The sequence below is a fragment of the Streptomyces sp. NPDC002328 genome, from assembly GCF_042890065.1.
Taxonomy (GTDB): Bacteria; Actinomycetota; Actinomycetes; order Streptomycetales; family Streptomycetaceae; genus Streptomyces.
Map to the genome: position 1 here is coordinate 27,429 of NZ_JBIARQ010000012.1, position 26,562 is coordinate 53,990.

A 26,562-nucleotide genomic window follows, 5' to 3' on the forward strand; every position below is an offset into this window, starting at 1 on the left:
CCTGAGTCCTGGAGAAGGCGAGGACTTGAGCATGGGATCCACCTCGGAGAACAACGGTTCCACGGGTTTCGGCCGGCGCGATCTGATCAGGAGGTCCGCCGCGCTGGGCCTGATCTCCGTACCGACGATGAGCTTCCTCGCGGCGTGCGCCAGCAGCGGAGGAGGCGGCGGCGAGAAGGCCGAGTCCGGAAAGAAGACCGCGAAGAACCCGCTCGCGGTCAACGACACCGCGCTGATGGAGTTCGTGCTGTTCGACGGCGGTTTCGGCAAGGAGTACGCCGAGGACGCGGTCAAGATCTACGAGAAGGACTTCCCGAAGGCGAAGGTGAAGTTCTCGGCCACCCAGAAGATCCAGTCCACCCTCCAGCCGCGGTTCAACCAGGGCACCCCGCCCGACCTCATCGACAACTCCGGCGCGGAGCAGATGGACATGGGCGTCCTCGTCGGCAAGAAGCAGCTCACCGACCTCACCCCGCTGCTCGACGCACCCTCCTACGACGACCCGGCCAAGAAGGTCCGCGACACCCTGCGGCCCGGCATCGTCGAGATGGGCCAGTTCGACGGCGACCCGGTCTGGATCATGTACTACGCCTACACCGTCTACGGCGTGTGGTACTCGCAGAAGGCCCTGGACTCGCTGGACGCCGCCTATCCCGAGACCTGGGACCAGATGCTCGCCGTCTGCGAGAAGGCCAAGAAGAAGGGCATCGCGGGCTGGACGTACGCGGGCAAGTACCCGTACTACATTCCCTTCTCGCTGTACCCGATGATCGGCAAGGTCGGCGGCCGGGAGGTCCTCGACGCCATCGACAACCTGGAGCCCAAGGCCTGGGAGCACCCGGCGGTCAAGACCTGTTTCGAGGCGTACTACGAGCTGTACAAGAAGGGTTATGTCCTCCAGGGCACCCCGGGTCTCGACCACATCCAGTCGCAGACCGCCTGGGCCCAGGGCAAGGCCCTGTTCATCCCCAACGGCTCCTGGGTGGAGAACGAGGCGGCGAACGTCATCCCGGCCGACTTCGGCCTCGCCGTCTCCGCGCCCACCGGCATCGACTCCTCCGACAAGATGCCGTTCGGCACCATCTGGGCGTCCGGCGGCGAGCCGTTCATCGTGCCGGCCAGGGCGAAGAACGCCGCGGGCGGCATGGAACAGCTGCGCATCATGCTCAGCGAGGCCTCGTCCAAGAACTTCACCGCCAAGGTGAAGTCGCTGACCGCGTACAACGGCGGCACCGACGGCATCACCCTCACCCCTGGCCTGAAGTCGGGCGTCGCCGCGCTGGACAAGGCCGGCGAGAACGTGGTGAATCCCCGGTTGCAGGACTGGTACGTCCAGTTGCAGAAGGAGAAGATCGGCGTTTCCGGACTCGGCGAGATGATGGCCGGCCGGCTCACCCCGGCGGAGGCGGTGAAAAGAATCCAGGGATACGCGGACGAGGCCGCCAAGGACCCGTCCATCAAGCACTACAAGCACCAGTAACCGCATTCTCACGGCACCGGAGTGGCGATGCAGCACGGCAAGTACCGGTTCATCGTGGGGTTCCTGGCGCTGCCCCTGGGACTGTACGCGCTCTTCGTGGTATGGCCGTTCATCCAGTCCATCTACTACTCGTTCACGGACTGGACCGGACTGAGCCCCGAATTCGAGATGGTCGGACTGGACAATTACCGCAGAATGCTGGACGACGACGTCTTCTGGAAGTCCTTGCAGCACAGTTTGCTGTTCGCTCTCGTGCTGCCGGTGGTGACGATCGGTCTGGCGCTGTTCTTCGCCTTCATGATCAATGTCGGCGGGCGGAGAAGGAAGGGCGGACCGGTCGTCTCCGGGGTCCGGGGCTCCTCCTTCTACAAGATCGTGTATTTCTTTCCGCAGGTGCTGTCGATCGCCATCGTCGCGCTGCTGTTCGCCTTCGCCTACAACCCGGACAGCGGCGCGATCAACTCCTTCCTGCGGGGGATCGGCCTGGACGGCGTGCAGCCGCTGTGGCTGGGCGATCCGGACCTGGCGCTGTGGTGCGTGATGGCGGTGCTGGTGTGGTCCACGGTCGGTTTCTTCGTGGTCCTGTTCTCCGCCGGCATGGCCTCGATCCCGGCGGACCTGTACGAGGCGGCCCTGCTCGACGGCGCGAACCGGGTCACGACGTTCTTCCGCGTCACCCTGCCGCTGCTGTGGGACACCGTGCAGTCCGGCTGGGTCTACATGGGCATCCTCGCGCTCGGCGCGGAGTCGTTCGCGGTCGTGCAGATCATGACGACCGGGCCCGGCGGCCCCGACTACTCGACCACTGTCATGGTCCTGTACGTGTACCAGAAGGCGTTCCGCGACGGTCAGGCCGCCTACGCCACCACGATCGGCGTCGCCCTTCTCATCGTGACGCTGGCCTTCGCCGCGATCGTGATGCGGCTGGGCCGGCGCGAGCGGCTGGAGTACTGACCTTGAAGACGACGCAGACCCCCGCCCCGGTGCCGGCCGAGTCCGGCACGCCCGTCACGCAGACCGCCCCGCCCGCGCCCCGGCCGCCGCGCGGGCCGAGACCGCAGGGGCAGGTCCTCAACGCCTTCTCGCACGGCATCCTCGTCCTGTGGGCGATCATGGTCGTGCTGCCGCTGCTCTGGGCGGTGATGACCTCCTTCAAGGACGACGGCTCCATCTTCGGCTCGCCCTGGTCGCTGCCCGACAAGCTGCGTTTCGACAACTGGTCGCGGGCCTGGACCGAGGCCAACATGAGTGACTACTTCCTCAACACCGTGCTGGTGGTGGGGGGTTCGCTCATCGGCACGCTGGTCCTCGGCTCGATGGCGGCCTACGTCCTGGCCCGCTTCGACTTCCCGGGCAACCGGTTCGTCTACTACCTCTTCGTCGGCGGCATGAGCTTCCCGATCATGCTCGCGCTGGTCCCGCTGTTCTTCGTCGTGAACAACATGGGGCTGCTGAACACGATCCACGGGCTGATCCTCGTCTACATCGCCTACTCGCTGCCGTTCACCGTGTTCTTCCTCACGGCGTTCTTCCGCACGCTGCCCACCTCGATCGCGGAGGCGGCCTTCGTCGACGGCGCCTCCCACAGCCGCACGTTCTTCCAGATCATGCTGCCCATGGCCAAGCCCGGTCTGATCAGCGTCGGCATCTTCAACTTCCTCGGCCAGTGGAACCAGTACATGCTGCCCACGGTCCTCAACACCGATCCCGACAAGCGCGTCCTCACCCAGGGACTGGTCCAACTCGCCGTCAGCCAGGGCTACAAGGGCGACTGGTCCGGCCTCTTCGCCGGACTGGTGATGGCGATGCTGCCGGTCCTCGCCGCCTACGTCGTCTTCCAGCGGCAGGTGGTGCAGGGGTTGACGGCGGGGGCCGTGAAGTAAACCTCGCGCCTTCAGGCGGCGTACGCGGACTCCCGGTTCACCGGGATCGGCGTACGCCGCTTTTCGTGTGCTTGCCTCCGGTGATGTCCCGCTATGTGAGGGGCGCGCGAGCGGATTCCCGCGACACCGCGCACCCGCCCCCGTACACCCCGCAACCTCCGATCGGGTTCCTGTGCGCCCAAGTGTTCGACCACGCGGAAACCGTTCAACCTCTTGACGGGAGGCGACCCGAACAGCTCAGCTTAGAGTTCACTAGTTGGACATAGACGGGGCCTCGTTGAAGCGGTCCCGCGCGCAGGAGGTCGTCGTGGAGACTCCGGGGTCGCAGTCGTCGCTGCACCGAGCAAACCTGGAGCGAGTCGTACGGGCCGTGCGTCTGGCCGGGTCCCTCACGCAGGCGGAGATCGCCCGGACGACCGGACTGTCCGCGGCGACCGTCTCCAACATCGTCCGCGAGCTGAAGGACGGCGGGACGGTCGAGGTCACGCCCACTTCGGCGGGGGGCCGCCGGGCCCGCAGCGTATCGCTGAGCGGAGACGCGGGCATCGTCATCGGTGTCGATTTCGGCCACACCCATCTCCGGGTCGCCATCGGCAATCTCGCCCATCAGGTCCTCGCCGAGGAGTCCGAGCCGCTGGACGTGGACGCGTCCGCGACGCAGGGCTTCGACCGGGCGGAACAGCTGGTCAGCCGGTTGATCGAGGCCACCGGGGTGGACCGTTCGAAGATCGCCGGAGTGGGGCTCGGCGTCCCCGGGCCGATCGAGCTGGAGTCCGGCACGCTCGGCTCCTCCGCCATCCTGCCCGGCTGGATCGGCACCAGACCGGCGGAGGAGCTCAGGGGCCGCCTCGGCGTGCCCGTGCACGTGGACAACGACGCCAACCTCGGAGCCCTCGGCGAGATGGTCTGGGGCAGCGGCAGAGGCGTGCGTGATCTTGCTTACATCAAGGTCGCGAGCGGTGTCGGCGCCGGCCTGGTGATCGAGGGGAAGATCTACCGCGGGCCCGGCGGGACCGCCGGGGAGATCGGGCACATCACGCTCGACGAGTCCGGCCCGGTCTGCCGCTGCGGCAACCGCGGCTGCCTGGAGACCTTCGCCGCCGCGCGGTACGTCCTGCCGCTCCTCCAGTCCAGCCACGGAACGGACTTGACCATGGAGGGCGTCGTACGGCTGGCCAGGGACGGGGATCCGGGCTGCCGTCGGGTGATCGCCGACGTCGGGCGCCATGTCGGCAGCGGAGTCGCCAACCTCTGCAACCTGTTGAACCCGAGCCGGGTCGTGCTCGGCGGCGATCTCGCCGAGGCCGGTGAGCTGGTGCTCGGGCCGATCAGGGAGTCCGTCGGCCGCTACGCGATCCCCAGCGCCGCACGGCAGCTCTCCGTGCTCCCAGGGGCACTTGGGGGCCGCGCCGAGGTGCTCGGGGCGCTCGCTCTGGCCCTCAGCGAGATGGGTGATTCGACCCTTTTGGACGGCACCCTCGCCGCCGCGGCACCCGCCTTCACTTAGAGAACGCATGACGCCGTTGCCATCTCGTTAAGTATTTACTTCTTGACGTCGAACTTGCGGCCGAGTTGACTTCGAGCCACCTCGGCCGCAGCGTTGCGGCCCTGTCAGGGAGGCACACCCCAAATGAACGCAACGATGCGTAGAGTCGTGATCGGCGCCACCGCCGTTTCCATGGCCCTGTCGATTGCCGCGTGCGGCAAGGCGGGCGACGACGACTCCGGCAGCAGCAACTCCGACAGCAAGTCCATCGGCCTGCTGCTCCCCGACAGCGTCACGGCGCGCTACGAGAAGTTCGACAAGCCGCTCTTCGAGGCCAAGGTCAAGGAGCTGTGCTCCGACTGCGACGTCCAGTACGCGAACGCCGCCGCCGACGCCGCCAAGCAGGCCCAGCAGGTCAGCAGCATGGTGACCAAGGGCGTCAAGGTCATCGTGATCTCGGCCCAGGACTCCGCCGCGATCAAGTCCTCGATCCAGTCCGCGGTGGACAAGGGCGTCAAGGTCGTCGCGTACGACCGCCTCGCCCAGGGCCCGGTCTCGGCCTACGTCTCCTTCGACAACGTGAAGGTCGGCGAGCTCCAGGGCCAGGCCCTGGTCGACGCCCTCGGCGCCAAGGCCACCACCGCGTCGAAGGTCGTCATGATCAACGGTGACGACGCCGACCCGAACGCCGCGCAGTTCAAGGAAGGCGCGCACAAGGCCCTCGACGGCAAGGTGACCATCGCCTACGAGCAGTCGGGTCTGTGGAAGGACACCGTCGCCGCCGAGAAGATGTCCGCCGCGATCACCCAGATCGGCGCGAAGAACATCGCGGGCGTCTACGCCGCCAACGACGGCATGGCCGGCGGCATCGCCAACACCCTCAAGGGCGCCGGCATCGGCAGCATCCCGCTGACCGGCCAGGACGCCGAACTCGCGGGCATCCAGCGGATCGTCGCCGGCACCCAGTCCTCCACGGTCTACAAGGCCTTCAAGCCGGAGGCCGACGCCGCCGCCCAGCTCGCGGTCAACCTGCTCCAGGGCAAGGACATCAAGTCCCTTGCCACGCAGACCCTGACGAGCGGCTCCGGCGACAAGGTGCCCTCCCAGCTGCTGACCCCGGTGTCGGTCACCAAGGCCAACATCAAGGACACCGTCCTCAAGGACAAGGTGTACACGGTCGAGGAGATCTGCACCGCCGCCTACGCCGCCGCCTGCAAGGCCGCCGGCCTCCAGTAGGCACGCGCACACCGCGCCACCGGCCCGGGTCCCGCGAGGGATCCGGGCCCCGGCCGCCGAACGGCTCCGGGCCCAACGGCCCCACCGCCCGACGGCCCCCGGACCGCGCGGCCCCGCGAGACCCCGACGACGCTCGCCCCGCCCAACACCCCGCTGCGGGGCGGGCGTCGGACGGAACCGTTGCCAACGGCGACGGACTCGCGCATGTTCATTCTGTAAACCTCGTGCGCCGACGCCGCATGTCCGCGAGCGTCCCGCACATCCCTCCGCGCCTGTTCCACAGCGCGGCATCCCCGCCGGTCAGGCGGCGAAGGAGATGGTTCACGTGTCCGCTACGCCCGTGCTGGCGTTGCGCGGAGTCTCCAAGCGATTCGGTGCGGTCCAGGCACTCACCGACGTCGAGCTGGAGGTCCACGCCGGAGAGGTCGTCGCCCTGGTGGGCGACAACGGCGCAGGAAAGTCGACCCTGGTCAAGACGATCGCGGGCGTTCACCCCATCGATGAGGGCGTCATCGAGTGGGAGGGCCGGCCGGTCAGCATCAACAAGCCGCACGACGCCCAGGGTCTCGGCGTCGCGACCGTCTACCAGGACCTCGCCCTGTGCGACAACCTCGACGTGGTCGGCAACCTCTACCTCGGGCGCGAGCTGCTGCACCGCGGCGTCATCGACGAGGTGACGATGGAGAAGAACGCCCGCGAGCTGCTGTCCACGCTCTCCATCCGCATCCCGAGCGTGCGCATCCCGATCGCGAGCCTCTCCGGCGGTCAGCGCCAGGTCGTCGCCATCGCCCGCGCCCTGATCGGCGACCCGAAGGTCGTCATCCTCGACGAGCCCACCGCCGCCCTCGGCGTCGAGCAGACCGCGCAGGTCCTCGACCTGGTCGAGCGGCTGCGCGAGCGCAACCTCGGCGTCATCCTCATCAGCCACAACATGGCCGACGTCAAGGCGGTCGCGGACACCGTGGCCGTACTGCGCCTGGGCAAGAACAACGGCTCCTTCCCCGTGAAGGACACCAGCCACGAAGAGATCATCGCCGCGATCACGGGTGCCACGGACAACGCCGTCACCCGTCGTGCGGGGCGTCGCACCGCGGAGGCGGCCAAGTGAGCGACACGTCCAAGACCGTCAAGAGCGACACCGCGCAGGCCGTCAAGGCCGACGGCGTCGTGGAGGGGCAGACCACGGTCGCGCCCGCCGACGACCCCACGGCCGCGCCGGTCGCCGTCGTCGACCCGCGCCTGCTGGTCCGCGAAGAGGGCCTCAAGGGCTACGTCACGGAGTTCAAGCGCAAGATCAAGGGCGGCGAGCTCGGCACCCTGCCGGTCGTCCTCGGTCTGATCGTCATCTGGGTCATCTTCCAGGCGAAGAACGACCGCTTCCTGAGCGCCGACAACCTGTCCGACATCAGCTACTTCATGTCGGCCACCGGCATGCTCGCCATCGGCCTGGTGTTCGTCCTCCTGCTCGGCGAGATCGACCTCTCCGTCGGCTCCGTCAGCGGTCTGGCCTCCACACTCTTCGCCGTCTTCGTCGTCGAGAACGGCATGAACGGCTGGCTGGCGCTGGTCCTCGCCATCCTCACGGGCGTCGGCATCGGCGCGCTGCACGGCTGGTTCTTCGCCAAGATCGGCGTACCCGCGTTCGTGGTCACCCTGGCCGGCTTCCTCGGCTGGAACGGCTTGATGCTGTGGCTGCTCGGCTCGACCGGCACCATCAACATCCCCTCCGACGACGGCCCCGTGCACATCCTCGGCCAGAGCTCCTTCTTCATGGACCAGGCCATCATCGGCGCCTACGTGCTGGCCGCCCTCGGCGTCGTGCTGTCGCTGGTCGGCAACTTCGGCGAGCAGCGCCGCCGCAAGGCCGCGGGCGTGCCCTTCAAGCCCACCGGCGAGATCCTCGTCCGGGTCGGCCTGCTGGCCATCGCCTCCTTCGTCGCCGCGGCCGTGCTGAACAACGCGCAGGGCGTGTCCAACGCGCTGGTGATCTTCCTGGCGGCCCTGGTCGTCGTGGACTTCGTGCTCCGTCGCACGACGTACGGCCGCAAGGTGTTCGCGGTCGGCGGCGGCATCGAGGCCGCGCGCCGCGCCGGCATCAACGTGCCGATGATCCGGATCACCGTGTTCGCCATCTCCGGCGGCTTCGCGGCGATCGGCGGCATGTTCTTCGCCGGCCAGACCGCGTCCGCGACGCTGAACGCCGGCGGCGGCAACACGCTGATGCTGGCCATCGCCGCGGCGGTCATCGGCGGCACCAGCCTCTTCGGCGGACGCGGCTCCGTGTGGTCCGCGCTGCTGGGCATGCTGGTCATCCAGTCGATCACGACCGGACTGAACCTGCTGAACATGAACACCTCGATCCAGTACATGATCACCGGCGGCGTCCTGCTGGGCGCGGTGGTCATCGACTCGGTGTCGCGCCGCAGCCAGAAGGCCGCAGGGCGCGGGTAACGAGCCCCGCAGGCAGTCAGCTGTGCCCGGTACTCCCCTGTACCGGGCACAGCTGTGTCATGAGGGCCGCAGCCGCTGTGTCATGACGGCCGCCGCCGCCGTGTCATGAGGGCCGCCGTCCCGGGTACCGCCGAGGCGTGACGTACGACGCATGGGGTGGGCGACGTCCGCTCGGGCGGAACATTAGACTCGATGCGCCCGGAAACAGCTCGATCAGCTCTACTGCAAGGAGGCACGGGTGCCGCTGCTGACCCGCATCAGGGGACCGCGCGATCTGGACCGGCTCAGCCCGGAGGAGCTGGACCTGCTGGCCGGGGAGATCCGGGGCTTCCTCGTCGACGCCGTCTCCAAGACCGGCGGCCACCTCGGCCCCAACCTCGGCGTGGTCGAGCTCACCATCGCCCTGCACCGTGTGTTCGAGTCCCCGAAGGACAAGGTCCTGTGGGACACGGGCCACCAGTCCTACGTGCACAAGCTGCTCACCGGGCGGCAGGACTTCTCCCGGCTGAAGATGAAGGGCGGCCTGTCCGGCTACCCCTCGCAGGCCGAGTCCGAGCACGACGTCATCGAGAACAGCCACGCTTCCACGGTGCTCGGCTGGGCCGACGGCATCGCCAAGGCCAACCAGCTCCTCAAACGCGACAGCCACGTCGTGGCCGTCATCGGCGACGGCGCCCTGACCGGCGGCATGGCCTGGGAGGCGCTGAACAACATCGCCGAGGCCAAGGACCGCCCGCTCGTCATCGTCGTCAACGACAACGAGCGCTCCTACGCCCCGACCATCGGCGGCCTCGCCAACCACCTGGCGACGCTGCGCACCACCGACGGCTACGAGCGCTTCCTCGCCCGGACCAAGGACATCCTCGACCGCACGCCGGTCGTCGGAAAGCCCCTCTTCGACACCCTGCACGGCGCCAAGAAGGGCCTGAAGGACTTCATCGCCCCCCAGGGCATGTTCGAGGACCTCGGCATCAAGTACGTCGGCCCCATCGACGGCCACGACCTCGAGGCCCTGGAGTCCGCGCTGGCCCGCGCCAAGCGCTTCGGCGGCCCCGTCATCGTGCACTGCCTCACCGAGAAGGGCCGCGGCTACCAGCCCGCCCTCCAGGACGAGGCCGACCGCTTCCACGCCGTCGGCAAGATCCACCCCGACACCGGTCTGCCGATCTCCTCCTCCGGCGCCGACTGGACCTCCGTCTTCGGCGACGAGATGGTCGAGCTCGGCAAGGAGCGCGAGGACGTCGTCGCCATCACCGCCGCGATGCTCCAGCCCGTCGGCCTCGACAAGTTCGCCAAGGCCTTCCCCGAGCGCGTCTACGACGTCGGCATCGCCGAGCAGCACGGCGCCGTCTCCGCGGCGGGCCTCGCCCACGCGGGTGTGCACCCCGTCTTCGCCGTCTACGCCACCTTCCTCAACCGCGCCTTCGACCAGGTGCTGATGGACGTCGCCCTGCACAAGTGCGGGGTCACCTTCGTCCTGGACCGGGCCGGCGTCACCGGCACCGACGGCGCCTCCCACAACGGCATGTGGGACATGTCGATCCTCCAGGTCGTGCCGGGGCTCCGGCTGGCCGCGCCGCGCGACGCCGACCAGGTCCGCGCCCAGCTGCGCGAGGCCGTCGAGGTCGACGACGCGCCGACCGTGGTCCGCTTCTCCAAGGGCGCCGTCGGCCCCGCCGTGCCGGCCGTCGGCCGGGTGGGCGGCATGGACGTGCTGCGCGAGGCCGGGACGGACCGGCCCGACGTGCTGCTCGTCTCCGTGGGCGCCCTCGCGCCGATGTGCCTGGAGATCGCCGCGCTGCTCGACCGGCAGGGCATCACCACCACCGTCGTCGACCCGCGCTGGGTCAAGCCCGTCGACGAGGCACTGGCCCCGCTCGCCGACGGCCACCGCGTCGTCGTCACCGTCGAGGACAACTCCCGCGTCGGCGGCGTCGGCTCCGCGATCTCCCAGGCCCTGCGCGACGCCGGCGTCGACGTCCCGCTGCGCGACTTCGGCATCCCGCCGAAGTTCCTCGACCACGCCTCCCGCGCCGAGGTCATGGCCGAGATCGGGCTGACCGCCCCCGACATCGCCCGCCAGGTCACCGGCCTGGTCTCCCGGCTCGACGGCCTCCCCCACTCTCGGCTCCGCTCGAGCGGGGGGACCCCCACCGACGACCCGGCGGCCGAGGCGGACCCGGTGGAGTCCGCACGCGACTGACACAGCTGACGCGCCCTAACGGGCCGGTTGTGCCACTGTGAGGAGTGGTGCGACCGGCCCCTCCGCGTGACAGCCCCCACGCCGGGCATACGCACTACGCGCCCTCTCGATCATGTCTGGACGTCGAGGACGACAAGCGTGGAGGTAAGCCCGTGAGCAGCACCCTCTTCCGGACGAAGAAGGTCGAGCAGTCCATCCTCGACACCGAGGAGCCAGAGCACGCGCTCAAGAAGTCCCTGTCCGCGCTGGATCTGACCGTCTTCGGCGTCGGCGTCATCATCGGCACCGGCATCTTCGTGCTCACCGGCACCGTGGCCAAGAACAACGCCGGCCCCTCCGTGGCCCTGGCCTTCCTGGTGTCCGGCGTCGTCTGCGCGCTCGCCGCGCTCTGCTACGCCGAGTTCGCCTCCACCGTCCCGGTGGCGGGCTCCGCGTACACGTTCTCGTACGCCTCCCTCGGCGAGCTGCCCGCCTGGATCATCGGCTGGGACCTCGTCCTGGAGTTCGCGCTCGGCACGGCGGTGGTCGCCGTCGGCTGGTCCGGGTACATCCACTCGCTGCTGGACAACGCGGGGATCCACCTGCCCGCGGCGCTCAGCGGGCGGGACGGGGCCGAGGGCTTCGGCTTCGACATCCTCGCCGCGCTGCTGGTGCTGGTGCTCACCGCGATCCTGGTGGTCGGCACCAAGCTCTCCGCGCGCGTCACCTCGGTCGTCGTCGCCATCAAGGTGACCGTCGTCCTCACCGTGATCGTCGCGGGCGCGTTCTTGATCAACGGCGACAACTACGACCCGTTCGTCCCCAAGTCGCAGGCGGTGCCGGCGAGCGACAGCCTCCAGGCCCCGCTGATCCAGCTGATGTTCGGCTGGGCGCCGTCCAATTTCGGCGTGATGGGCATTTTCACGGCCGCCTCCGTCGTCTTCTTCGCCTTCATCGGCTTCGACGTCGTCGCCACGGCCGCCGAGGAGACCAAGAACCCGCAGCGGGACATGCCCCGCGGCATCCTCGGCTCGCTCTTCATCTGCACCACGCTGTACGTGCTGGTGTCGATCGTCGTGACCGGGATGCAGCACTACAGCGAGCTGTCGATCACCGCGCCGCTCGCCGACGCCTTCAAGGCCACCGGGCATCCCTGGTTCGCCGGGTTCATCAGCTTCGGCGCCGCCGTCGGCCTCACCACGGTCTGCATGATCCTGCTGCTGGGCCAGACCCGGGTGTTCTTCGCGATGAGCCGCGACGGGCTGCTGCCGCGCTTCTTCTCGCAGGTCCACCCGCGGTTCAAGACCCCGCACCGGCCGACCATCCTGCTCGGCGTGCTGATCGCGGTGCTGGCCGGCTTCACCCCGCTGAGCGAGCTGGCCGAGCTGGTGAACATCGGCACGCTGTTCGCCTTCGTGGTCGTCGCGATCGGCGTGATCATCCTCCGCCGCACCCGCCCCGACCTGCACCGCGCCTTCCGCACCCCGTGGGTCCCGGTCATCCCGCTCCTGTCGGTGGCCGCCTGCCTGTGGCTGATGCTCAACCTCCCCGCCGAGACCTGGCTCCGCTTCGCGTTCTGGATGGCGCTCGGCATCGTGGTCTATTTCCTCTACGGCCGCTCCCACAGCCGCCTGGGCCGCCACGAGGAGACCACGGCCCCCACCCCGACCGACCCCCAGAACTGACGAGCCCACCCGGCAGAGCCCGCCGCCGCCGACACGGGGGCGGGGCGCGTCAGCCGTGTACCGTTCGGGGGCCCGTGACCTCCGCGCCCAGGTCCGTCACCCGGCGGCGCAGTTCTCGGTCGGCGGTGACGACCAGGCGGGGGCGGTCGGCCGCGGCGGCCACCAGGGCGACGATGTGGTCGTCCCCGCTGCCCGGTGCCGATTCCACGCGGACGCCGGGCACCGCCTCCACCCCGCGGGCCGCACCCTCCACGACGAGGACGATCTCCTCGGGCCCGGCGTGCCCCGGGAGCCCGTCCACGGCGAGCCGGTCCCGCAGCCGTTCCGCCGCGCCGTGCCGGTCCCGCCACCATCCGTCGGGCACCGACCCGACCACGTTCGCGGCGTCCACGATCACGAGCAGCGGGGCGTTGTCGTCCATGCGCCCAGGGTCGCACGAGGGCCCCCGCGCGGCGTGGCTAGAGTGAGCGGATGAACGGCGACTGGCTCATACGCGGCCGCGACGGGCGGCTCTGTGTCTACCTGACGTCGGACGACGCTGTCCTGTGCCGGGCCGAGCAGGCCCCGGGCGGGGCGTGGCAGACGTCCCGCAGAGTGGGCGGGGACCAGAAGGTGCACCCGGTCCTCGCCGTCGGCCACGGCGTCGACGCCTACGCCCACTTGGTCTCCTGGCGGCCCACCGCGCCGGGGGAGTCGGGCGTGGTGCACTCCACCCACTTCCGTCCGCTCCTCTCCCCGATGGACTGGTCCTCCCTCGGCCACCCGGACCGGACGGGCGACCGCACCGGCACGCCCGCCGTGGCCGTGGACGCCCAGGGGCGGGCGCACGTCTTCGTGGCGGCCGGCGACGGCGCGCTGCGCATGATCGCGCAGAAGGAGAAGGGCGGCTGGGGGCCCTGGCGCGAGCTGGAGGAGCGGCCGGAGACGGAGGGGGCCGCGACGCAGGGGCCGCCGGTCGCCGTGGTGGGGGAGTCGGGGTGCGTGGAGGTGTACACCGTGGCCGGCGGCGGGATCCTGCGCCGACGGCAGGCTGAGCCGGCCAAGCGGGTGGCGGCGGCCGGGTTCCTCCGGACGCCGGTCCGGCCCGGCACCCTCCGGGCCCTGCCCACCTCTGCCGAGGACACCACGCTCTTCTACGCCGACGACTCCGGCGACCTGCGCGCCTGGCGCCCGGGCAGCGAGCCGGTCACGGTGCTGCCGGTGGCGGGCCCCGGCCCGGTGGCCGCCGTGCGCTGCGAACTCGACGGCCGCGAGGCCACGTTGCTCGCCCAGCGCACCACCGACGGCCGCGCCGCCTTCGCCGTGCACCGCGACGGTGAGGAGCCGGCCGACGGCTGGACCGAGTCCGGACCGGCGCTCCCCGACGACGCCGAGGTGGCCCTGGCGAAGGACGACGAGGGCCGAGTGACCGCGGCGGCCCTGTCCCCGTCGACCGGCCGCCTCCTCGTCGCCCGCCTCCAGCCCGGCGAGCCGGCCCCCGCGCCGACGGCCTGGCAGGAGGTCTGAGCGGACGAACCCCCGCCTCCGGCCCGGCGGCCGGAACGTCGTTGTGCTCGGCCCGTGCGGAGTGGTCACATGATCTCTTCCGCACGCAACGACACGACGACGAAAGCGAGTTCACCCATGGCAGTGGGACGAAGAGTGTTCCTCGGCGCCTTCACCGCGGGCGCGGTGACGGTCGCCGCGGGCTCGGAGGCCTCGGCCGCCGACGACGAGTACACGCAGTACACCGCGCCCGCGAAGTTCTACGGGGACTCCCCGACGGCATACGTCGTCGCCATCAACTACAAGGCCACCTCAGGTGACAAGGCGGCGCTGAACGTCACCTCCGACAACCCTGCCTCGTCCGCGATGTACATCTCCGGCAAGGAGCAGGCCGCCCGCGGCACGCTGAAGATCGCCCACGTCGGGTACGCCGACGGCTCGGACAGCGGTGCCTCCGGTCTGTCGATCGACCTCCAGACGCCGGGCACCGCCGCCCAGGGCATCTACGTCACCGCGACCCAGGGCCCGACCAAGGGCGCGCTGCTGGTCCTGCGCAACAACGCCGGCCTGGAGGACTTCGTAGTCAAGGGCACGGGCCTGATCGGCGTCGGCATCGACCGCGGCGGCACGGCCAAGGGGCAGCTCCACGTCGTCCAGCGCACCAAGGCCCCCGCGCTCGCCGTCGAGGGAGTGACACACCTCGCCGACGTCGGCACACCCCCTGCCAAGCTGGAGGAACCGGGGCTCGGCGGCGGCCTTCTCTACGCCGAGGGCGGCGCCCTGAAGTGGCGCAGTTCCCAGAACAAGGTCACGACGATAGCGCCCGCCTAGCAAGGAAGACGACCATGCAACTCACCCCCGAGGAACTCATCTCCGAGTTCCACGACGCCGTGATGGAGCTGTACTTCGCCCGCAAGCGGATCGTCGCCCTGGAGGCGGAGAACGCCGAACTCAGGGCCAGGCTCGACGCGGCCGGGACGAACGACGCATGACGGAGGGCCTCCGCCGACCGGCGGAGGCCCTCTTCATGTTCGTACGTCCGTACTTCCGTGCGGCGTACTGCGGTTGTGCTACGCCGGGACCGACGCCACGCCCGGAGCCAGGAACGGCTTGCCGTTCACGCGCTCCGACACGCCCTCGCGGTCCAGGTACGGCGTGATGCCGCCCAGGTGGAAGGGCCAGCCCGCGCCGGTGATCAGGCAGAGGTCGATGTCCTGGGCCTCGGCGACGACGCCCTCGTCGAGCATGAGCCCGATCTCCTGCGCCACCGCCTCCAGCACGCGCGCCCGCACCTGCTCCTCGGTGAGGACGGAGTCGCCCTGCTTCAGCAGCGCGGCGACCTCCGGGTCCAGCTCCGGCTTGCCGCTGTCGTAGACGTAGAAGCCGCGCTTGCCCGCCTCGACGACCGCCTTGAGGTTCGCGGAGACCGTGAAGCGGTCCGGGAACGCCCGGTTGAGCGTCTCCGAGACGTGCAGACCGATCGCCGGACCGACCAGCTCCAGCAGCACCAGCGGGGACATCGGCAGGCCGAGCGGCTCCACCGCCTTCTCCGCGACCTCGACCGGGGTGCCCTCGTCGATGACGTTCTGCACCTCGCCCATGAAGCGGGTCAGGATGCGGTTGACGACGAACGCCGGGGCGTCCTTCGTCAGCACCGCGGTCTTCTTCAGCTTCTTGGCGACGGCGAACGCCGTGGCCAGCGAGGCGTCGTCGGTCTGCTCGCCGCGGACGATCTCGAGGAGCGGCAGGACGGCGACCGGGTTGAAGAAGTGGAAGCCCACGACCCGCTCGGGGTGCTTCAGCTTCGACGCCATCTCCGAGACCGACAGCGAGGAGGTGTTGGTGGCGAAGATCGCGTGCGCCGGGGCGACCGCCTCGACCTCGGCGAACACCTGCTGCTTGACGCCGATCTCCTCGAACACGGCCTCGATGACGAAGTCCGCGTCCGCGAAGCCCTCGGCCTTGTCCAGGACACCGCTCACCAGCGCCTTGAGGCGGTTGGCCTTGTCCTGGTTGATCCGGCCCTTGCCGAGCAGCTTGTCGATCTCGGCGTGGACGTAGCCCACACCCTTGTCGACGCGCGCCTGGTCGATGTCGGTCAGCACGACCGGCACCTCGAGGCGGCGCAGGAACAGCAGCGCGAGCTGCGAGGCCATCAGACCCGCGCCCACGACGCCGACCTTGGTGACCGGACGGGCCAGGTTCTTGTCCGGGGCGCCCGCCGGACGCTTGCCGCGCTTCTGCACCAGGTTGAACGCGTAGATGCCGGCGCGCAGTTCACCGCCCATGATCAGGTCGGCGAGCGCCTTGTCCTCGGCGTCGTAGCCCTGCTGGAGGTCGCCGTTCTTGGCGGCGGCGATGATGTCCAGGGCGCGGTAGGCGGCCGGGGCCGCGCCGTGCACCTTGGAGTCGGCGACGAACCGGCCGCGCGCGACGGCCTGGTCCCAGGCCTCGCCGCGGTCGATCGCCGGGCGCTCGACGACGATCTCGCCCTTGAGGACGGACGCCGTCCACAGCAGCGACTGCTCCAGGAAGTCCGCGCCCTCGAACAGCGCGTCGGCGATGCCCAGTTCGTAGACCTGGGCGCCCTTGAGCTGCTTGTTCTGGTTGAGCGAGTTCTCGATGACCACCGAGACGGCCTTGTCGGCGCCGATCAGGTTCGGCAGCAGCGTGCAGCCGCCCCAGCCGGGGACCAGGCCGAGGAAGACCTCGGGCAGTGAGAAGGCGGGCAGCGCCGCGGACACCGTGCGGTAGGTGCAGTGCAGGCCGACCTCGACGCCGCCGCCCATGGCCGCGCCGTTGTAGTACGCGAAGGTCGGCACACCGAGGCCGGCGAGGCGCTTGAACACCTCGTGGCCGCCCTTGCCGATGGCGAGCGCGTGCTCGTGCTCCTTGAGGAGCTCGACGCCCTTCAGGTCCGCGCCGACGGCGAAGATGAACGGCTTGCCGGTGACGCCGGCGCCGACGATCTCGCCGTCCGCCGCCTCCTTCTCGACCTGGTCGATCGCGGTGTTCAGGTTCGCGAGGGACTGCGGGCCGAAGGTGGTCGGCTTGGTGTGGTCGAAGCCGTTGTCCAGCGTGATCAGGGCGAAGCGCCCGGCGTTGAACGGCAGGTCCAGGTGGCGTACGTGCGCCTGGGTGACGACCTCGTCCGGGAAGAGCTCGGCCGCGCCCTTCAGAAGCTCAGCGGTGGTGGTGCTCACTTGTCGCCTCCGTTGAAGTGCGGGTTCTCCCAGATGACCGTCGCGCCCATGCCGAAGCCGACGCACATGGTGGTGAGGCCGTAGCGGACCTGCGGCTGCTCCTCGAACTGGCGGGCCAGCTGCGTCATCAGACGGACGCCGGAGGAGGCGAGCGGGTGACCGAAGGCGATCGCGCCGCCGTACTGGTTGACGCGCTCGTCGTCGTCCGCGATGCCGTAGTGGTCCAGGAAGGCCAGGACCTGCACGGCGAAGGCCTCGTTGATCTCGAAGAGACCGATGTCGGAGATGGACAGGCCCGCCTGGGCGAGCGCCTTCTCCGTGGCCGGGATCGGGCCGTAGCCCATGACCTCCGGCTCGACGCCCGCGAAGGAGTAGGAGACCAGACGCATCTTGACCGGCAGGTCGTTCGCGCGGGCGAAGTCCTCGGAGGCGATGAGCGAGGCGGTGGCGCCGTCGTTCAGACCGGCCGCGTTGCCGGCGGTGACCCGCCCGTGCACGCGGAACGGCGTCTTCAGACCGGAGAGGTTCTCCAGCGTGGTGCCCGGGCGCATCGGCTCGTCGGCGGTGACCAGGCCCCAGCCCGTCTCACCGGCCTCGGCGTTGGTGCGGCGCACCGAGATCGGCACCAGGTCGGCCTGGATCTTGCCGTTGGCGTACGCCTTGGCGGCCTTCTCCTGGGAGCGCACGGCGTACTCGTCGGCGCGCAGCTTGGTGATCTGCGGGTAGCGGTCGTGCAGGTTCTCCGCGGTCATGCCCATGAACAGGGCGGACTCGTCGACCAGCTTCTCGCTGACGAACCGCGGGTTCGGGTCGACGCCCTCGCCCATGGGGTGGCGGCCCATGTGCTCGACGCCGCCCGCGACGGCGATGTCGTACGCGCCGAAGGCGACGGAGCCGGCGACCGAGGTGACGGCGGTCAGGGCGCCGGCGCACATGCGGTCGATCGAGTAGCCGGGGACGGACTGGGGGAGACCGGCCAGGATTCCCGCGGTGCGGCCGATGGTCAGACCCTGGTCGCCGATCTGCGTGGTCGCGGCGATGGCGACCTCGTCGATCTTCTTGGGGTCGAGACCGGGGTTGCGGCGCAGCAGCTCCCGGATGGCCTTCACGACGAGGTCGTCGGCCCGGGTCTCGTGGTAGATGCCCTTCGGGCCCGCCTTGCCGAACGGGGTACGGACGCCGTCGACGAAGACGACGTCCCTGACGGTACGAGGCACGATGGCTCTCCTCCAGGGTGCGGGACGCTGAGCGCTTGCTCAGACCATGCTACTTCTGAGTAACGTAGCTGCCCAGCCCCGGAAGGGCGAGCGGCGAAGGTCACACCCGTACTTCTATCCCGGTTCCCCCGGCGGAGCCGTCGACCCACGAGGGACCAGTACCGGCGTCGGGACGGGATGCGATCCCGGTCCTTCCCCGGTGATCACGCCGAACAGCGTACGGGCCGCCTCCGCGCCGAAGCCGAAGACGTCGTGGCTCATCGCGGACAGCGTCGGATGGGTCAGCCGGCACAGCTGGGAGTCGTCCCAGGCGAGCAGGGACACGTCCCTCGGCACGCTCAACCCCATCTCGGCGGCCACCGCCAGCCCGGCCACCGCCATGATGTCGTTGTCGTAGACGATCGCCGTCGGGCGGTCGGGCGGCGCGGCCGTCAGCATCGAGCGGGTCGCCCGCGCCCCCGCCTCCCCGGAGTAGTCCGTGGCGACCTGGCGCGCACCCGCAAGTCCCAGCCCGCGCGCCGCCGCGTCGAACGCGGCCGTCCGCATCACCGTGTGCCCGAGCGCCGCCGCGCCCCCCACCCGGGCGATCCGGCGATGGCCGAGCGCCGCCAGGTACCGCACCGCCTCCGTCACCGCCGTGGCGTCGTCGGTCCAGACGGACGTCAGGCTCCCGGTGAGCGAGGGATGCCCCACGGCCACGACCGGGATCCCGAGGCGCTCGGCCGCCGGCACCCGGGGGTCGTCGGCCCGGAAGTCCACGAGGATCGACCCGCCGATCTGCCGCCCCCGCCACCACGACTCCTGGAGGCCGACCTCCTCGTCCAGGTTCCGCACCAGCCGCAGCAGCAGCGAGCAGGAGTGCTCGGTCAGCACACTCTCCACGCCCGAGACGAACTCCATGTAGAACGGCTCCAGCCCCAGCATCCGCGCCGGACGGCAGATCGCCAGCCCCACCACGTCCACCCGCGAGCTCGACAGCGACCGCGCGGTGAGGTTCGGCTCCCAGCCCAGCTCCCGCGCCGCCGCGAAGATACGGTCCCGGGTCGCCTCCGACAGCCCCGGCTTGTGGTTGAAGGCCAGGGAGACGGCGCCCTTGGACACGCCGGCGCGCGCGGCGACGTCCTTGATGGTGACGCGGGGGGCCGGGGACGCGGTCATCGAGGAGGCTCCTGGCAGTACAGCGCGGAACGCGCGGCGTCGGCGTCGGGAGTCTCCCAGCCCCGGACCCCGATGGTGACCCGCTCGCCGGGGAGCAGCGTCACCAGCCCCCGGTCGGCCCGTGCCCCGGGGGCCAGCCGGTCGGCCTGGAGCAGCAGATCCCGGACGAGCGTACGGGCGCGCACCTCGACACCGCCCGGGACGAGCGCCACGTCGAACTCCGGCCGGGGGTAGGGGATCTTGCGGTCCGGCACCGGGAAACGCACGGCCCGCAACCGCTCCGAGCGGCCACCCGCGCCCGCGTTCCCGGCCGCGTTCGCGTCCGCCACCAGGAACTCCTTCGCCCCGACCGGCTCCAGCTCCGCCGGCACCCGCACCTCGGCCACCGTCCGCGCCGTGGCGCTGAGTTGCACCTCCGTCGCGCCGAGCTCGTCCCCCTCGACGGACATCCGCCGCAGCGACACCGCGCCCTTCCACGGCTCGCCGGACTGGTTGACGGCCGCCAACACCAGGGCACCGTCCCGCACTTGCAGCGTCAGCAACCGGTCCGCGTACAGCCGCCGCAGCTCGTGGTAGAGCGGCTTCTCCCGCCCGTCGCCGTCGATCGCCGCCCAGGACGTCACCGGCCAGCAGTCGTTGAGCTGCCAGACGACCGTGCCCGCGCACACCGGCCAGTGCGCCCGCCAGTGCTCGATCCCGGCGGCCACCGCCCGCGCCTGGTTGACCTGGGTGAGGTAGTGCCAACGGTCGAAGTCCCCCTCGGGAAAGGCGAAATGCCGCTCCAGCCCCCGCCGGAGCTTGCCGTTGCCGTCCTCCGCCTTCTGGTGGTGCAGCATCCCGGGGGAGTCCGCGGCGAGCGTCTCACCCGGCAGCGCCCGCCGCAGCGTGGCGTACGCGGGCGGCGCCTGCCAGCCGAACTCCGCGACGAAACGCGGCACTTCATCGAGGTAGGCGGCGTAGTCCTCCCGGTTCCACACCTCCCACGAGTGGTGCGTGCCGTGCGCCGGATCGTTCGGGTGCCGCTGCCACGACCCCGACCAGGGGCTCCCCGCGGAGTACGGCCGCGTCGGATCCAGCTCGGCCACCACCCGGGGCAGCAGCCCCAGGTAGTAGCCCTCCCCCCACGAGTCCCCGGCGAGCCGCTCCTCCCATCCCCAGTCGCGGAACCCCCACAGGTTCTCGTTGTTGCCGTTCCACAGCACCAGCGAGGGATGCGGCATCAGCCGGACGACGTTCTCCCGGGCCTCCGCCTCCACCTCGCCGCGCAGCGGCTGCTCCTCGGGATAGGCCGCGCACGCGAACGGGAAGTCCTGCCACACCAGCAGCCCCGACTCGTCGCAGGCGTCGTAGAAGTCCTCGCTCTCGTAGATCCCGCCGCCCCACACCCGGACCAGGTCCACCCCGGCGTCGGCGGCCTGCCGCAGCCGCTCCCGGTAGCGCTCACGGGTGATCCGGGAGGGGAACGCGTCGTCCGGGATCCAGTTCACGCCTCGCGCGAAGAGCCGCTCCCCGTTCACGACGAGGGTGAACCCGGTGCCGTGCGCGTCGGCGGACGTGTCCAGCCCGACCGTCCGGAAGCCGATCCGCCGACTCCACGCGTCCAGCGGGGAGTTCCCGTGGCTCAGCGTCAACTCGACCTCGTAGAGCGGCTGTTCGCCGTACCCGCGCGGCCACCACAGCTCCGCGTCCGGCACCTCGACCCGTACGACCCCGCCCGTCCCCGCCACCTCGGCGCGCGTCCGGCGGTCGCCGACCCGGGCCTCCAGGGTGAGCGCGGCCTCCACCCGGGTGCGCTCCACCTCGACGTGCAACTCGACGACTCCCGTGCCCTGTTCGACGGTGACGAGCGGGCGCACCCGGGCGATCCGCGCCGTCGACCAGCGCTCCAGCCGCACCGGCCGCCAGATCCCGGCCGTCACCAGGGTCGGCCCCCAGTCCCAGCCGAAGGAGCAGGCCATCTTGCGGACGTACTGGTACGGCTCGGCGTACGCGCCCGGCCGTTCGCCCAGCCGGCCGCGCACGGCCTCCGCCTCGGCGTAGGCGGAGCGGAACCGGACGGCCAGCGGGCCGCTCAGCCCGGTCACGTCGAAGCGGTGGGAGCGGTGCATGTTCCGCACGGCGCCGACGAGCCGGCCGTCCACGAGGATCTCGGCGGCCGTGTCCAGCCCGTCGAAGACCAGGTCGGTCTGCTCGTGCCCGGACCCCGCCTCCGGCAGTCGGGTCTCGTACGTCCACTCCCGCCGCCCCACCCACGCGACCTCGCTCTCGCCGCGGCCGAGGAACGGGTCGGGGATCACCCCCGCCGCGAGCAGATCGGTGTGCACACAGCCCGGCACCACGGCCGGCAGCGCCTCTCCCTCGTGGTGCAGGATCCATCCGTCGGTGAGCGGTGTGGCCTCCAGCATGCGCACTCCCTAAACCGGTCAACCCTGGTCTGCCCCAGCATTGCGCGCCATCTGTCCATGCTTGGCGGGAATGAGACTTTACCGGTTGAGAAAGCGCTGTCAGAGTGCCGAACCAGCCATCCCGTACGTGCCCGACCACCCCGCACGCGCTCGACGACCCCGTACGCGCTCCCCCACCCGCAAGTGCTCGTCCGTCCCGAGAACGGAAGTGATGCACATGAACCGCCGTACACTCCTCGCCGTCGTCACGGGAGCCGCCCTGCTGCTCCCGGGCTGCACCGGAACCGCAGGCACCTCGAAGGGCGCGGACGCCAAGGCGCCCACCGACCCCGCGCAGGTGAGCGGAGACATCACGGTGCTCACCGTGCGCACCGACCTGGTGCAGGACGGCACGATGAAGAAGTACGCCGCCGAGTTCAACAAGACCTATCCCAAGGTCAAGGTCGAGTTCCAGGCCCTCACCAACTACGAGGCCGAGATCAAGATCCGCATGAACACCGAGGACTACGGCGACGTCCTGCTGATCCCCGCGGTCATCAAGAAGGACGACTACCCGAAGTTCTTCGCCTCGCTGGGCACCGAGGCCGAACGCGCCAAGAAGTACCGCTTCACCGACTTCAGCGCCGTCGGCGGAAAGGTCTACGGCCAGAGCCCGGTCGGCGTGATGCCCGGCTTCGTCTACAACAAGCGCGTCTGGCGCGAGGCCGGCGTGACCGAATGGCCCACCACCACGGCCGAGTTCCTCGCCGCCCTGAAGGCGATCAAGACGAAGACCGACGCGACGCCCTACTACACCAACTTCGCCGCCCAGTGGCCGCTGACCTCCTGGACCTACGTCAACGGCTCGGTCCACTGCGACCCGCAGGCCACCACGAAACTCGCCGAGGGCGACCCGTGGGCGCAGGACTCCGACCTGCGCGTCGGCGACCGGCTGCTCTACGACATCGTGAAGCAGGGCCTCGCCGAGAAGGACCCGACGACCACCAACTGGGAGCTGTCCAAGCCGCAGTTGGCCAAGGGCGAGATCGCCACCCAGTGGCTCGGCACCTGGGCGATCGTCCAGTTCCAGGACGCGGCCCGCAAGGCCGGGGCCGACCCGGACGACATCGGTTTCATGCCGTTCCCGGCCCAGACGGACGGCACGTTCTGCTCGACCGTCGGCCCCGACTACAACCAGGCCGTCAACGTCCACTCGAAGCACAAGGAGGCGGCCCGCGCCTGGATCGACTGGTTCACCGACAAGTCGGGCTACGACCGCGACAACCTGGCCGTCTCCCCGCTCCAGAACGCCGCGATGCCCCAGGTGCTCAAGCCGTACGAGGACGCGGGCGTGAAGCTCATCGAGCTGGACGACGCGGCCGGCGCCGAGGTCAAGCTGATCGACGACGAGTCGGAGGTCGGCATCTACAAGCCCGACTACCGCCAGGACCTGGTCGACCTGGCGCGCGGCGCGAAGAAGGGCAGCCTCGACGACTTCCTCGCCGGCCTCGGCGAGAAGTGGACCAAGACCCAGCAGAACGTGGCCGACTGATGACGCACACCACCGAGCAGGCGACCTTCGAGGCCGTGACCCCGGCCTCGAAGCGCGCCGCTCCCGCACGCGCCCACCGCCGCGCCCGGACCTGGCGGCTGCTCACCCCCTGGCTGTTCCTGCTCGCGCCGCTCGCCCTGCTGATCACCTTCACCTACGCGCCGATCGCCAACATGGTCGCGTACAGCTTCACCGACTGGGACGGCGTGAGCCCCGCACCGCACTACACGGGCGTCGAGAACTACACGGAGATCTTCACCCGGGAGGACCTCTTCCAGGTGTTCTTCGTCAGCGGCTACTACCTGGCCGCCTCGGCGGTCCAGATCGTCGCCGCGCTCTACTTCGCGACGGTCCTCAGCTTCGACCTGCGCTTCCGCAACTTCTTCAAGGGCGTGCTCTTCTTCCCGTCCCTGGTCAACGGCGTCGCGATCGGCTTCGTCTTCCTCTACTTCTTCCAGGACGGCGGCACCCTCGACACGGTGCTCGGCTTCTTCGGCGTCCACACCGACCACGCCTGGCTCGGCACGCCGGTCTCCGCGAACACCTCGCTCGCCGGCGTCTCGGTCTGGCGCTACCTGGGCATGAACTTCGTCCTGTTCCTCGGCGCGATCCAGTCCATCCCCGGGGAGCTGTACGAGGCGTCCGAACTGGACGGGGCGAGCCGATGGCACCAGTTCCGGTACATCATCCTGCCCGGCATCAAGCCGGTGCTGACGCTGACCGTGATCCTCTCGGTCTCCGGCTCCCTCGCCGCCTTCGAGATCCCGTACATCATGACCGGCGGGGCCACCGGCACCGAGACCTTCGTGATCCAGACCGTGAAGCTGGCCTTCCAGTTCAACAAGACGGGCCTGGCCTCCGCGGCCGCCGTGGTCCTGCTGCTGATCGTCCTGGCGGTGACCTGGGTGCAGCGGCGCCTCGTCCCCGACGACAGGGTGGACCTCGTATGACGCGCCGCACCGCTTCCCGCGCCCTCGTGTACCTGTCGCTGGTCCTCGCGGCGGCGGTCGTCCTGCTGCCGCTCGGCGTGGTCTTCCTGACCTCCCTCAAGACCGAGTCCGAGACGGCGAACGACGGCGGCGCCCTCACCCTGCCGCGCGACCCGCTGAACTTCGACAACTACGTGACCGCGTTCCAGGACGGCGGCATGCTGACCGCGTTCGCGAACACCGCGTTCATCCTGCTGGTCTCCGTCGGCGGAACGGTGCTCATCGGCTCGATGACGGCCTACGCGATCGACCGCTTCACCTTCCGGTTCCGGAAACTCGTGGTGGCCCTCTTCCTGCTCGCCGCGCTGGTCCCCGGAGTGACCACGCAGGTGGCCACCTTCCAGATCGTCCACAGCCTCGGCATGTTCGACACCCGCTGGGCCCCGATCGCCCTCTACATGGGCACGGACATCGTGTCGATCTACATCTTCCTCCAGTTCGTCCGCTCGATCCCGGTCTCCCTGGACGAGGCGGCCCGTCTGGACGGAGCCAACGCGTTCACCGTCTACCGCAAGATCATCTTTCCGCTGCTGAAGCCGGCGATCGCGACGGTCGTGATCGTGAAGGGGATCGCCGTCTACAACGACTTCTACATCCCCTTCCTGTACATGCCCTCTCAGGATCTTGGCGTGATCTCGACGTCCCTGTTCCGCTTCAAGGGCCCCTACGCGGCCCACTGGGAGACGATCTCGGCAGGAGCCGTCCTGGTCATCCTGCCGACGCTGATCGTCTTCCTGGCGCTCCAGAAGTACGTCTACAACGGCTTCATGCGCGGGGCGTCGAGGTGAGAGCGGCGGCCAGGGGCGCTGTGACCTGCTCCACCTGCCACGGCCGCGCGCCCAGTCCCGTGAGGGCGGCGGCGACCGCCTCCTCGTCGGCCGGGGCGGGCGGCTCCCAGCAGACCCGCCGCACGGTGTCCGGAGCGATCAGGTTCTCCTGAGGCATGTTCAGCTCCTCGGCCAGCGCCGACACCGCGGTCCGCGCGGCGGACAGCCGCGCGGCGGCCTCCGGGTCCTTGTCGGCCCACGCCCGCGGCGGCGGGGGCCCGGCGACCGGCTGCCCCGGCTGCGGCAGCTGCGCCTCGGTCAGCGCCTTCGCCCGGTCGACGGCCGCCTGCCACTGCTCCAGCTGCCGCCGCCCCATCCGGTGCCCGAAGCCGTTCAGCGCGGCGAGCGCGTGCACGGTGGCGGGAAGGGCGAGCGCCGCCTCCACGATGGCCGCGTCCGAGAGCACCTTGCCCGGCGACACGTCGCGCCGCTGCGCGATCCGGTCCCGCGTCTGCCACAGCTCCCGCACGACGCCGAGCTGCCGCCGCCGGCGCACCTTGTGCATGCCCGACGTACGGCGCCAGGGGTCCTTGCGGGGCTCCGGCGGCGGGGCCGAGGCGATCGCGTCGAACTCCTGGCGGGCCCACTCCAGCTTGCCCTGCCGGTCGAGCTCCTTCTCCAGCGCGTCCCGCAGATCGACGAGCAGCTCGACGTCCAGGGCGGCGTAGCGCAGCCACGGCTCCGGCAGCGGGCGGGTCGACCAGTCGACGGCGGAGTGACCCTTCTCCAGGACGAAGCCGAGGACGCCCTCGACCATCGCGCCGAGGCCGACCCGCGGGAACCCGGCCAGCCGTCCGGCCAGCTCGGTGTCGAACAGCCGCGTCGGCATCATGCCTATCTCGCGCAGACAGGGCAGGTCCTGGGTGGCGGCGTGCAGCACCCACTCGACGCCGGACAGGGCCTCGCCCAGCGAGGACAGGTCGGGACAGGCGACGGGGTCGATCAGCGCGGTGCCGGCGCCCTGGCGGCGCAGCTGCACGAGATACGCGCGCTGTCCGTAGCGGTAGCCGGAGGCGCGCTCGGCGTCCACGGCGACGGGGCCGGAGCCGGCGGCGAAGGCGGCGACGGCCGCGGCGAGCGAGGCCTCGTCGGCGATCACCGCGGGAATGCCCTCGCGCGGTTCGAGGAGAGGTGTCGGCGCCCCGGAAGCAGTCGATCCGCCGTCGTCCGGAGGGGCGCCTCCGGTGGTTCGCAGTGAGCTGGCTGCTGCGGTTTCTTGGGCGTCGGTCACCTGTCAAGGGTATCCGTGTGGGGACGGCACCCGCCGACGGAACGTTCCGTCGGCGGGTGCCGTGGGGTCGTAAACCAGTCAGGTCGGTGAATGATCGGGAAGGCGGACGGTCG

General features: G+C 70.2%; 21 protein-coding genes. 15 read left to right on the forward strand and 6 right to left on the reverse strand.

Annotated elements, in window-relative coordinates:
* Positions 1-31: 31 nt before the first annotated feature.
* The 9 genes from ngcE to ACFYX4_RS26785 all read left to right on the forward strand — a co-directional run bounded on the left by ngcE (position 32) and on the right by ACFYX4_RS26785 (position 12,403).
* Positions 32-1,480, forward strand: a complete 1,449-nt coding sequence (gene ngcE / locus ACFYX4_RS26745) for an N-acetylglucosamine/diacetylchitobiose ABC transporter substrate-binding protein (RefSeq protein ID WP_389338419.1) — start codon at positions 32-34, stop codon at positions 1,478-1,480.
* Between the two features lie 27 nt (positions 1,481-1,507).
* Entirely contained in the window at positions 1,508-2,434 is a 927-nt protein-coding gene (locus tag ACFYX4_RS26750; RefSeq protein ID WP_389338422.1) for a carbohydrate ABC transporter permease, read from the forward strand.
* Between the two features lie 2 nt (positions 2,435-2,436).
* On the forward strand, positions 2,437-3,363 hold the full coding sequence (locus ACFYX4_RS26755) for a carbohydrate ABC transporter permease (protein ID WP_389338426.1): 927 nt from the start codon (positions 2,437-2,439) through the stop codon (positions 3,361-3,363).
* 307 nt (positions 3,364-3,670) lie between these two features.
* Entirely contained in the window at positions 3,671-4,870 is a 1,200-nt protein-coding gene (locus tag ACFYX4_RS26760) for an ROK family transcriptional regulator (RefSeq protein WP_389338999.1), read from the forward strand.
* Between the two features lie 123 nt (positions 4,871-4,993).
* Complete coding sequence (locus ACFYX4_RS26765; protein WP_389338429.1) at positions 4,994-6,085, forward strand: sugar ABC transporter substrate-binding protein; 1,092 nt, start codon at positions 4,994-4,996, stop codon at positions 6,083-6,085.
* 316 nt (positions 6,086-6,401) lie between these two features.
* Positions 6,402-7,193, forward strand: coding sequence for an ATP-binding cassette domain-containing protein (locus tag ACFYX4_RS26770; protein ID WP_389338432.1), 792 nt, complete (start codon positions 6,402-6,404; stop codon positions 7,191-7,193).
* A complete protein-coding gene (locus ACFYX4_RS26775) occupies positions 7,190-8,536 on the forward strand; it encodes a sugar ABC transporter permease (RefSeq protein ID WP_389338435.1) in 1,347 nt (448 codons plus the stop codon). The genes ACFYX4_RS26770 and ACFYX4_RS26775 overlap by 4 nt, the downstream gene beginning before the upstream one ends.
* A 238-nt stretch (positions 8,537-8,774) precedes the next feature.
* Complete coding sequence (gene dxs / locus ACFYX4_RS26780) at positions 8,775-10,739, forward strand: 1-deoxy-D-xylulose-5-phosphate synthase (protein WP_389338438.1); 1,965 nt, start codon at positions 8,775-8,777, stop codon at positions 10,737-10,739.
* Between the two features lie 152 nt (positions 10,740-10,891).
* Positions 10,892-12,403: an amino acid permease gene (locus tag ACFYX4_RS26785; RefSeq protein ID WP_389338441.1), complete on the forward strand. Its 1,512-nt coding sequence runs from the start codon at positions 10,892-10,894 to the stop codon at positions 12,401-12,403.
* Between the two features lie 49 nt (positions 12,404-12,452).
* Here the strand turns inward: ACFYX4_RS26785 and ACFYX4_RS26790 are convergent, their stop codons facing one another.
* Entirely contained in the window at positions 12,453-12,824 is a 372-nt protein-coding gene (locus tag ACFYX4_RS26790) for an NTP pyrophosphohydrolase (RefSeq protein ID WP_389338444.1), read from the reverse strand.
* Positions 12,825-12,874: 50 nt separating this feature from the next.
* Between ACFYX4_RS26790 and ACFYX4_RS26795 the strand changes: the two genes are divergently transcribed.
* The 3 genes from ACFYX4_RS26795 to ACFYX4_RS26805 all read left to right on the forward strand — a co-directional run bounded on the left by ACFYX4_RS26795 (position 12,875) and on the right by ACFYX4_RS26805 (position 14,880).
* Positions 12,875-13,909, forward strand: a complete 1,035-nt coding sequence (locus tag ACFYX4_RS26795; protein WP_389338447.1) for a hypothetical protein — start codon at positions 12,875-12,877, stop codon at positions 13,907-13,909.
* A 69-nt stretch (positions 13,910-13,978) separates the two neighbouring features.
* A complete protein-coding gene (locus ACFYX4_RS26800; RefSeq protein ID WP_389338450.1) occupies positions 13,979-14,719 on the forward strand; it encodes a hyaluronoglucosaminidase in 741 nt (246 codons plus the stop codon).
* A gap of 14 nt (positions 14,720-14,733) precedes the next feature.
* Positions 14,734-14,880, forward strand: a complete 147-nt coding sequence (locus ACFYX4_RS26805) for a hypothetical protein (RefSeq protein WP_389338453.1) — start codon at positions 14,734-14,736, stop codon at positions 14,878-14,880.
* Positions 14,881-14,958: 78 nt separating this feature from the next.
* On the opposite strand, the gene ACFYX4_RS26810 is transcribed toward ACFYX4_RS26805, so the two are convergent.
* The 4 genes from ACFYX4_RS26810 to ACFYX4_RS26825 all read right to left on the reverse strand — a co-directional run bounded on the left by ACFYX4_RS26810 (position 14,959) and on the right by ACFYX4_RS26825 (position 21,871).
* Entirely contained in the window at positions 14,959-17,091 is a 2,133-nt protein-coding gene (locus tag ACFYX4_RS26810; protein WP_389338456.1) for a 3-hydroxyacyl-CoA dehydrogenase NAD-binding domain-containing protein, read from the reverse strand.
* Positions 17,088-18,308, reverse strand: a complete 1,221-nt coding sequence (locus ACFYX4_RS26815; RefSeq protein ID WP_389338459.1) for a thiolase family protein — start codon at positions 18,306-18,308, stop codon at positions 17,088-17,090. Before ACFYX4_RS26815 ends, ACFYX4_RS26810 begins: the two co-directional genes overlap by 4 nt.
* A gap of 114 nt (positions 18,309-18,422) precedes the next feature.
* Positions 18,423-19,466 carry a LacI family DNA-binding transcriptional regulator gene (locus tag ACFYX4_RS26820; protein WP_389338463.1) on the reverse strand — a complete coding sequence of 348 codons (1,044 nt, stop codon included), beginning with the start codon at positions 19,464-19,466 and terminating at the stop codon, positions 18,423-18,425.
* Positions 19,463-21,871: a glycoside hydrolase family 2 protein gene (locus ACFYX4_RS26825; protein ID WP_389338466.1), complete on the reverse strand. Its 2,409-nt coding sequence runs from the start codon at positions 21,869-21,871 to the stop codon at positions 19,463-19,465. The genes ACFYX4_RS26820 and ACFYX4_RS26825 overlap by 4 nt, the downstream gene beginning before the upstream one ends.
* A gap of 217 nt (positions 21,872-22,088) precedes the next feature.
* Between ACFYX4_RS26825 and ACFYX4_RS26830 the strand changes: the two genes are divergently transcribed.
* From ACFYX4_RS26830 to ACFYX4_RS26840, 3 genes are read left to right on the forward strand one after another with little or no spacing between them, the layout of a single operon-like run.
* Complete coding sequence (locus ACFYX4_RS26830) at positions 22,089-23,402, forward strand: ABC transporter substrate-binding protein (protein ID WP_389338469.1); 1,314 nt, start codon at positions 22,089-22,091, stop codon at positions 23,400-23,402.
* Positions 23,402-24,352: a carbohydrate ABC transporter permease gene (locus ACFYX4_RS26835; RefSeq protein ID WP_389338472.1), complete on the forward strand. Its 951-nt coding sequence runs from the start codon at positions 23,402-23,404 to the stop codon at positions 24,350-24,352. Before ACFYX4_RS26830 ends, ACFYX4_RS26835 begins: the two co-directional genes overlap by 1 nt.
* Positions 24,349-25,179, forward strand: coding sequence for a carbohydrate ABC transporter permease (locus ACFYX4_RS26840; RefSeq protein ID WP_389338475.1), 831 nt, complete (start codon positions 24,349-24,351; stop codon positions 25,177-25,179). Before ACFYX4_RS26835 ends, ACFYX4_RS26840 begins: the two co-directional genes overlap by 4 nt.
* On the opposite strand, the gene ACFYX4_RS26845 is transcribed toward ACFYX4_RS26840, so the two are convergent.
* Positions 25,157-26,449: a ribonuclease D gene (locus ACFYX4_RS26845; protein ID WP_389338478.1), complete on the reverse strand. Its 1,293-nt coding sequence runs from the start codon at positions 26,447-26,449 to the stop codon at positions 25,157-25,159. The genes ACFYX4_RS26840 and ACFYX4_RS26845 overlap by 23 nt on opposite strands.
* Positions 26,450-26,562: the final 113 nt, after the last annotated feature.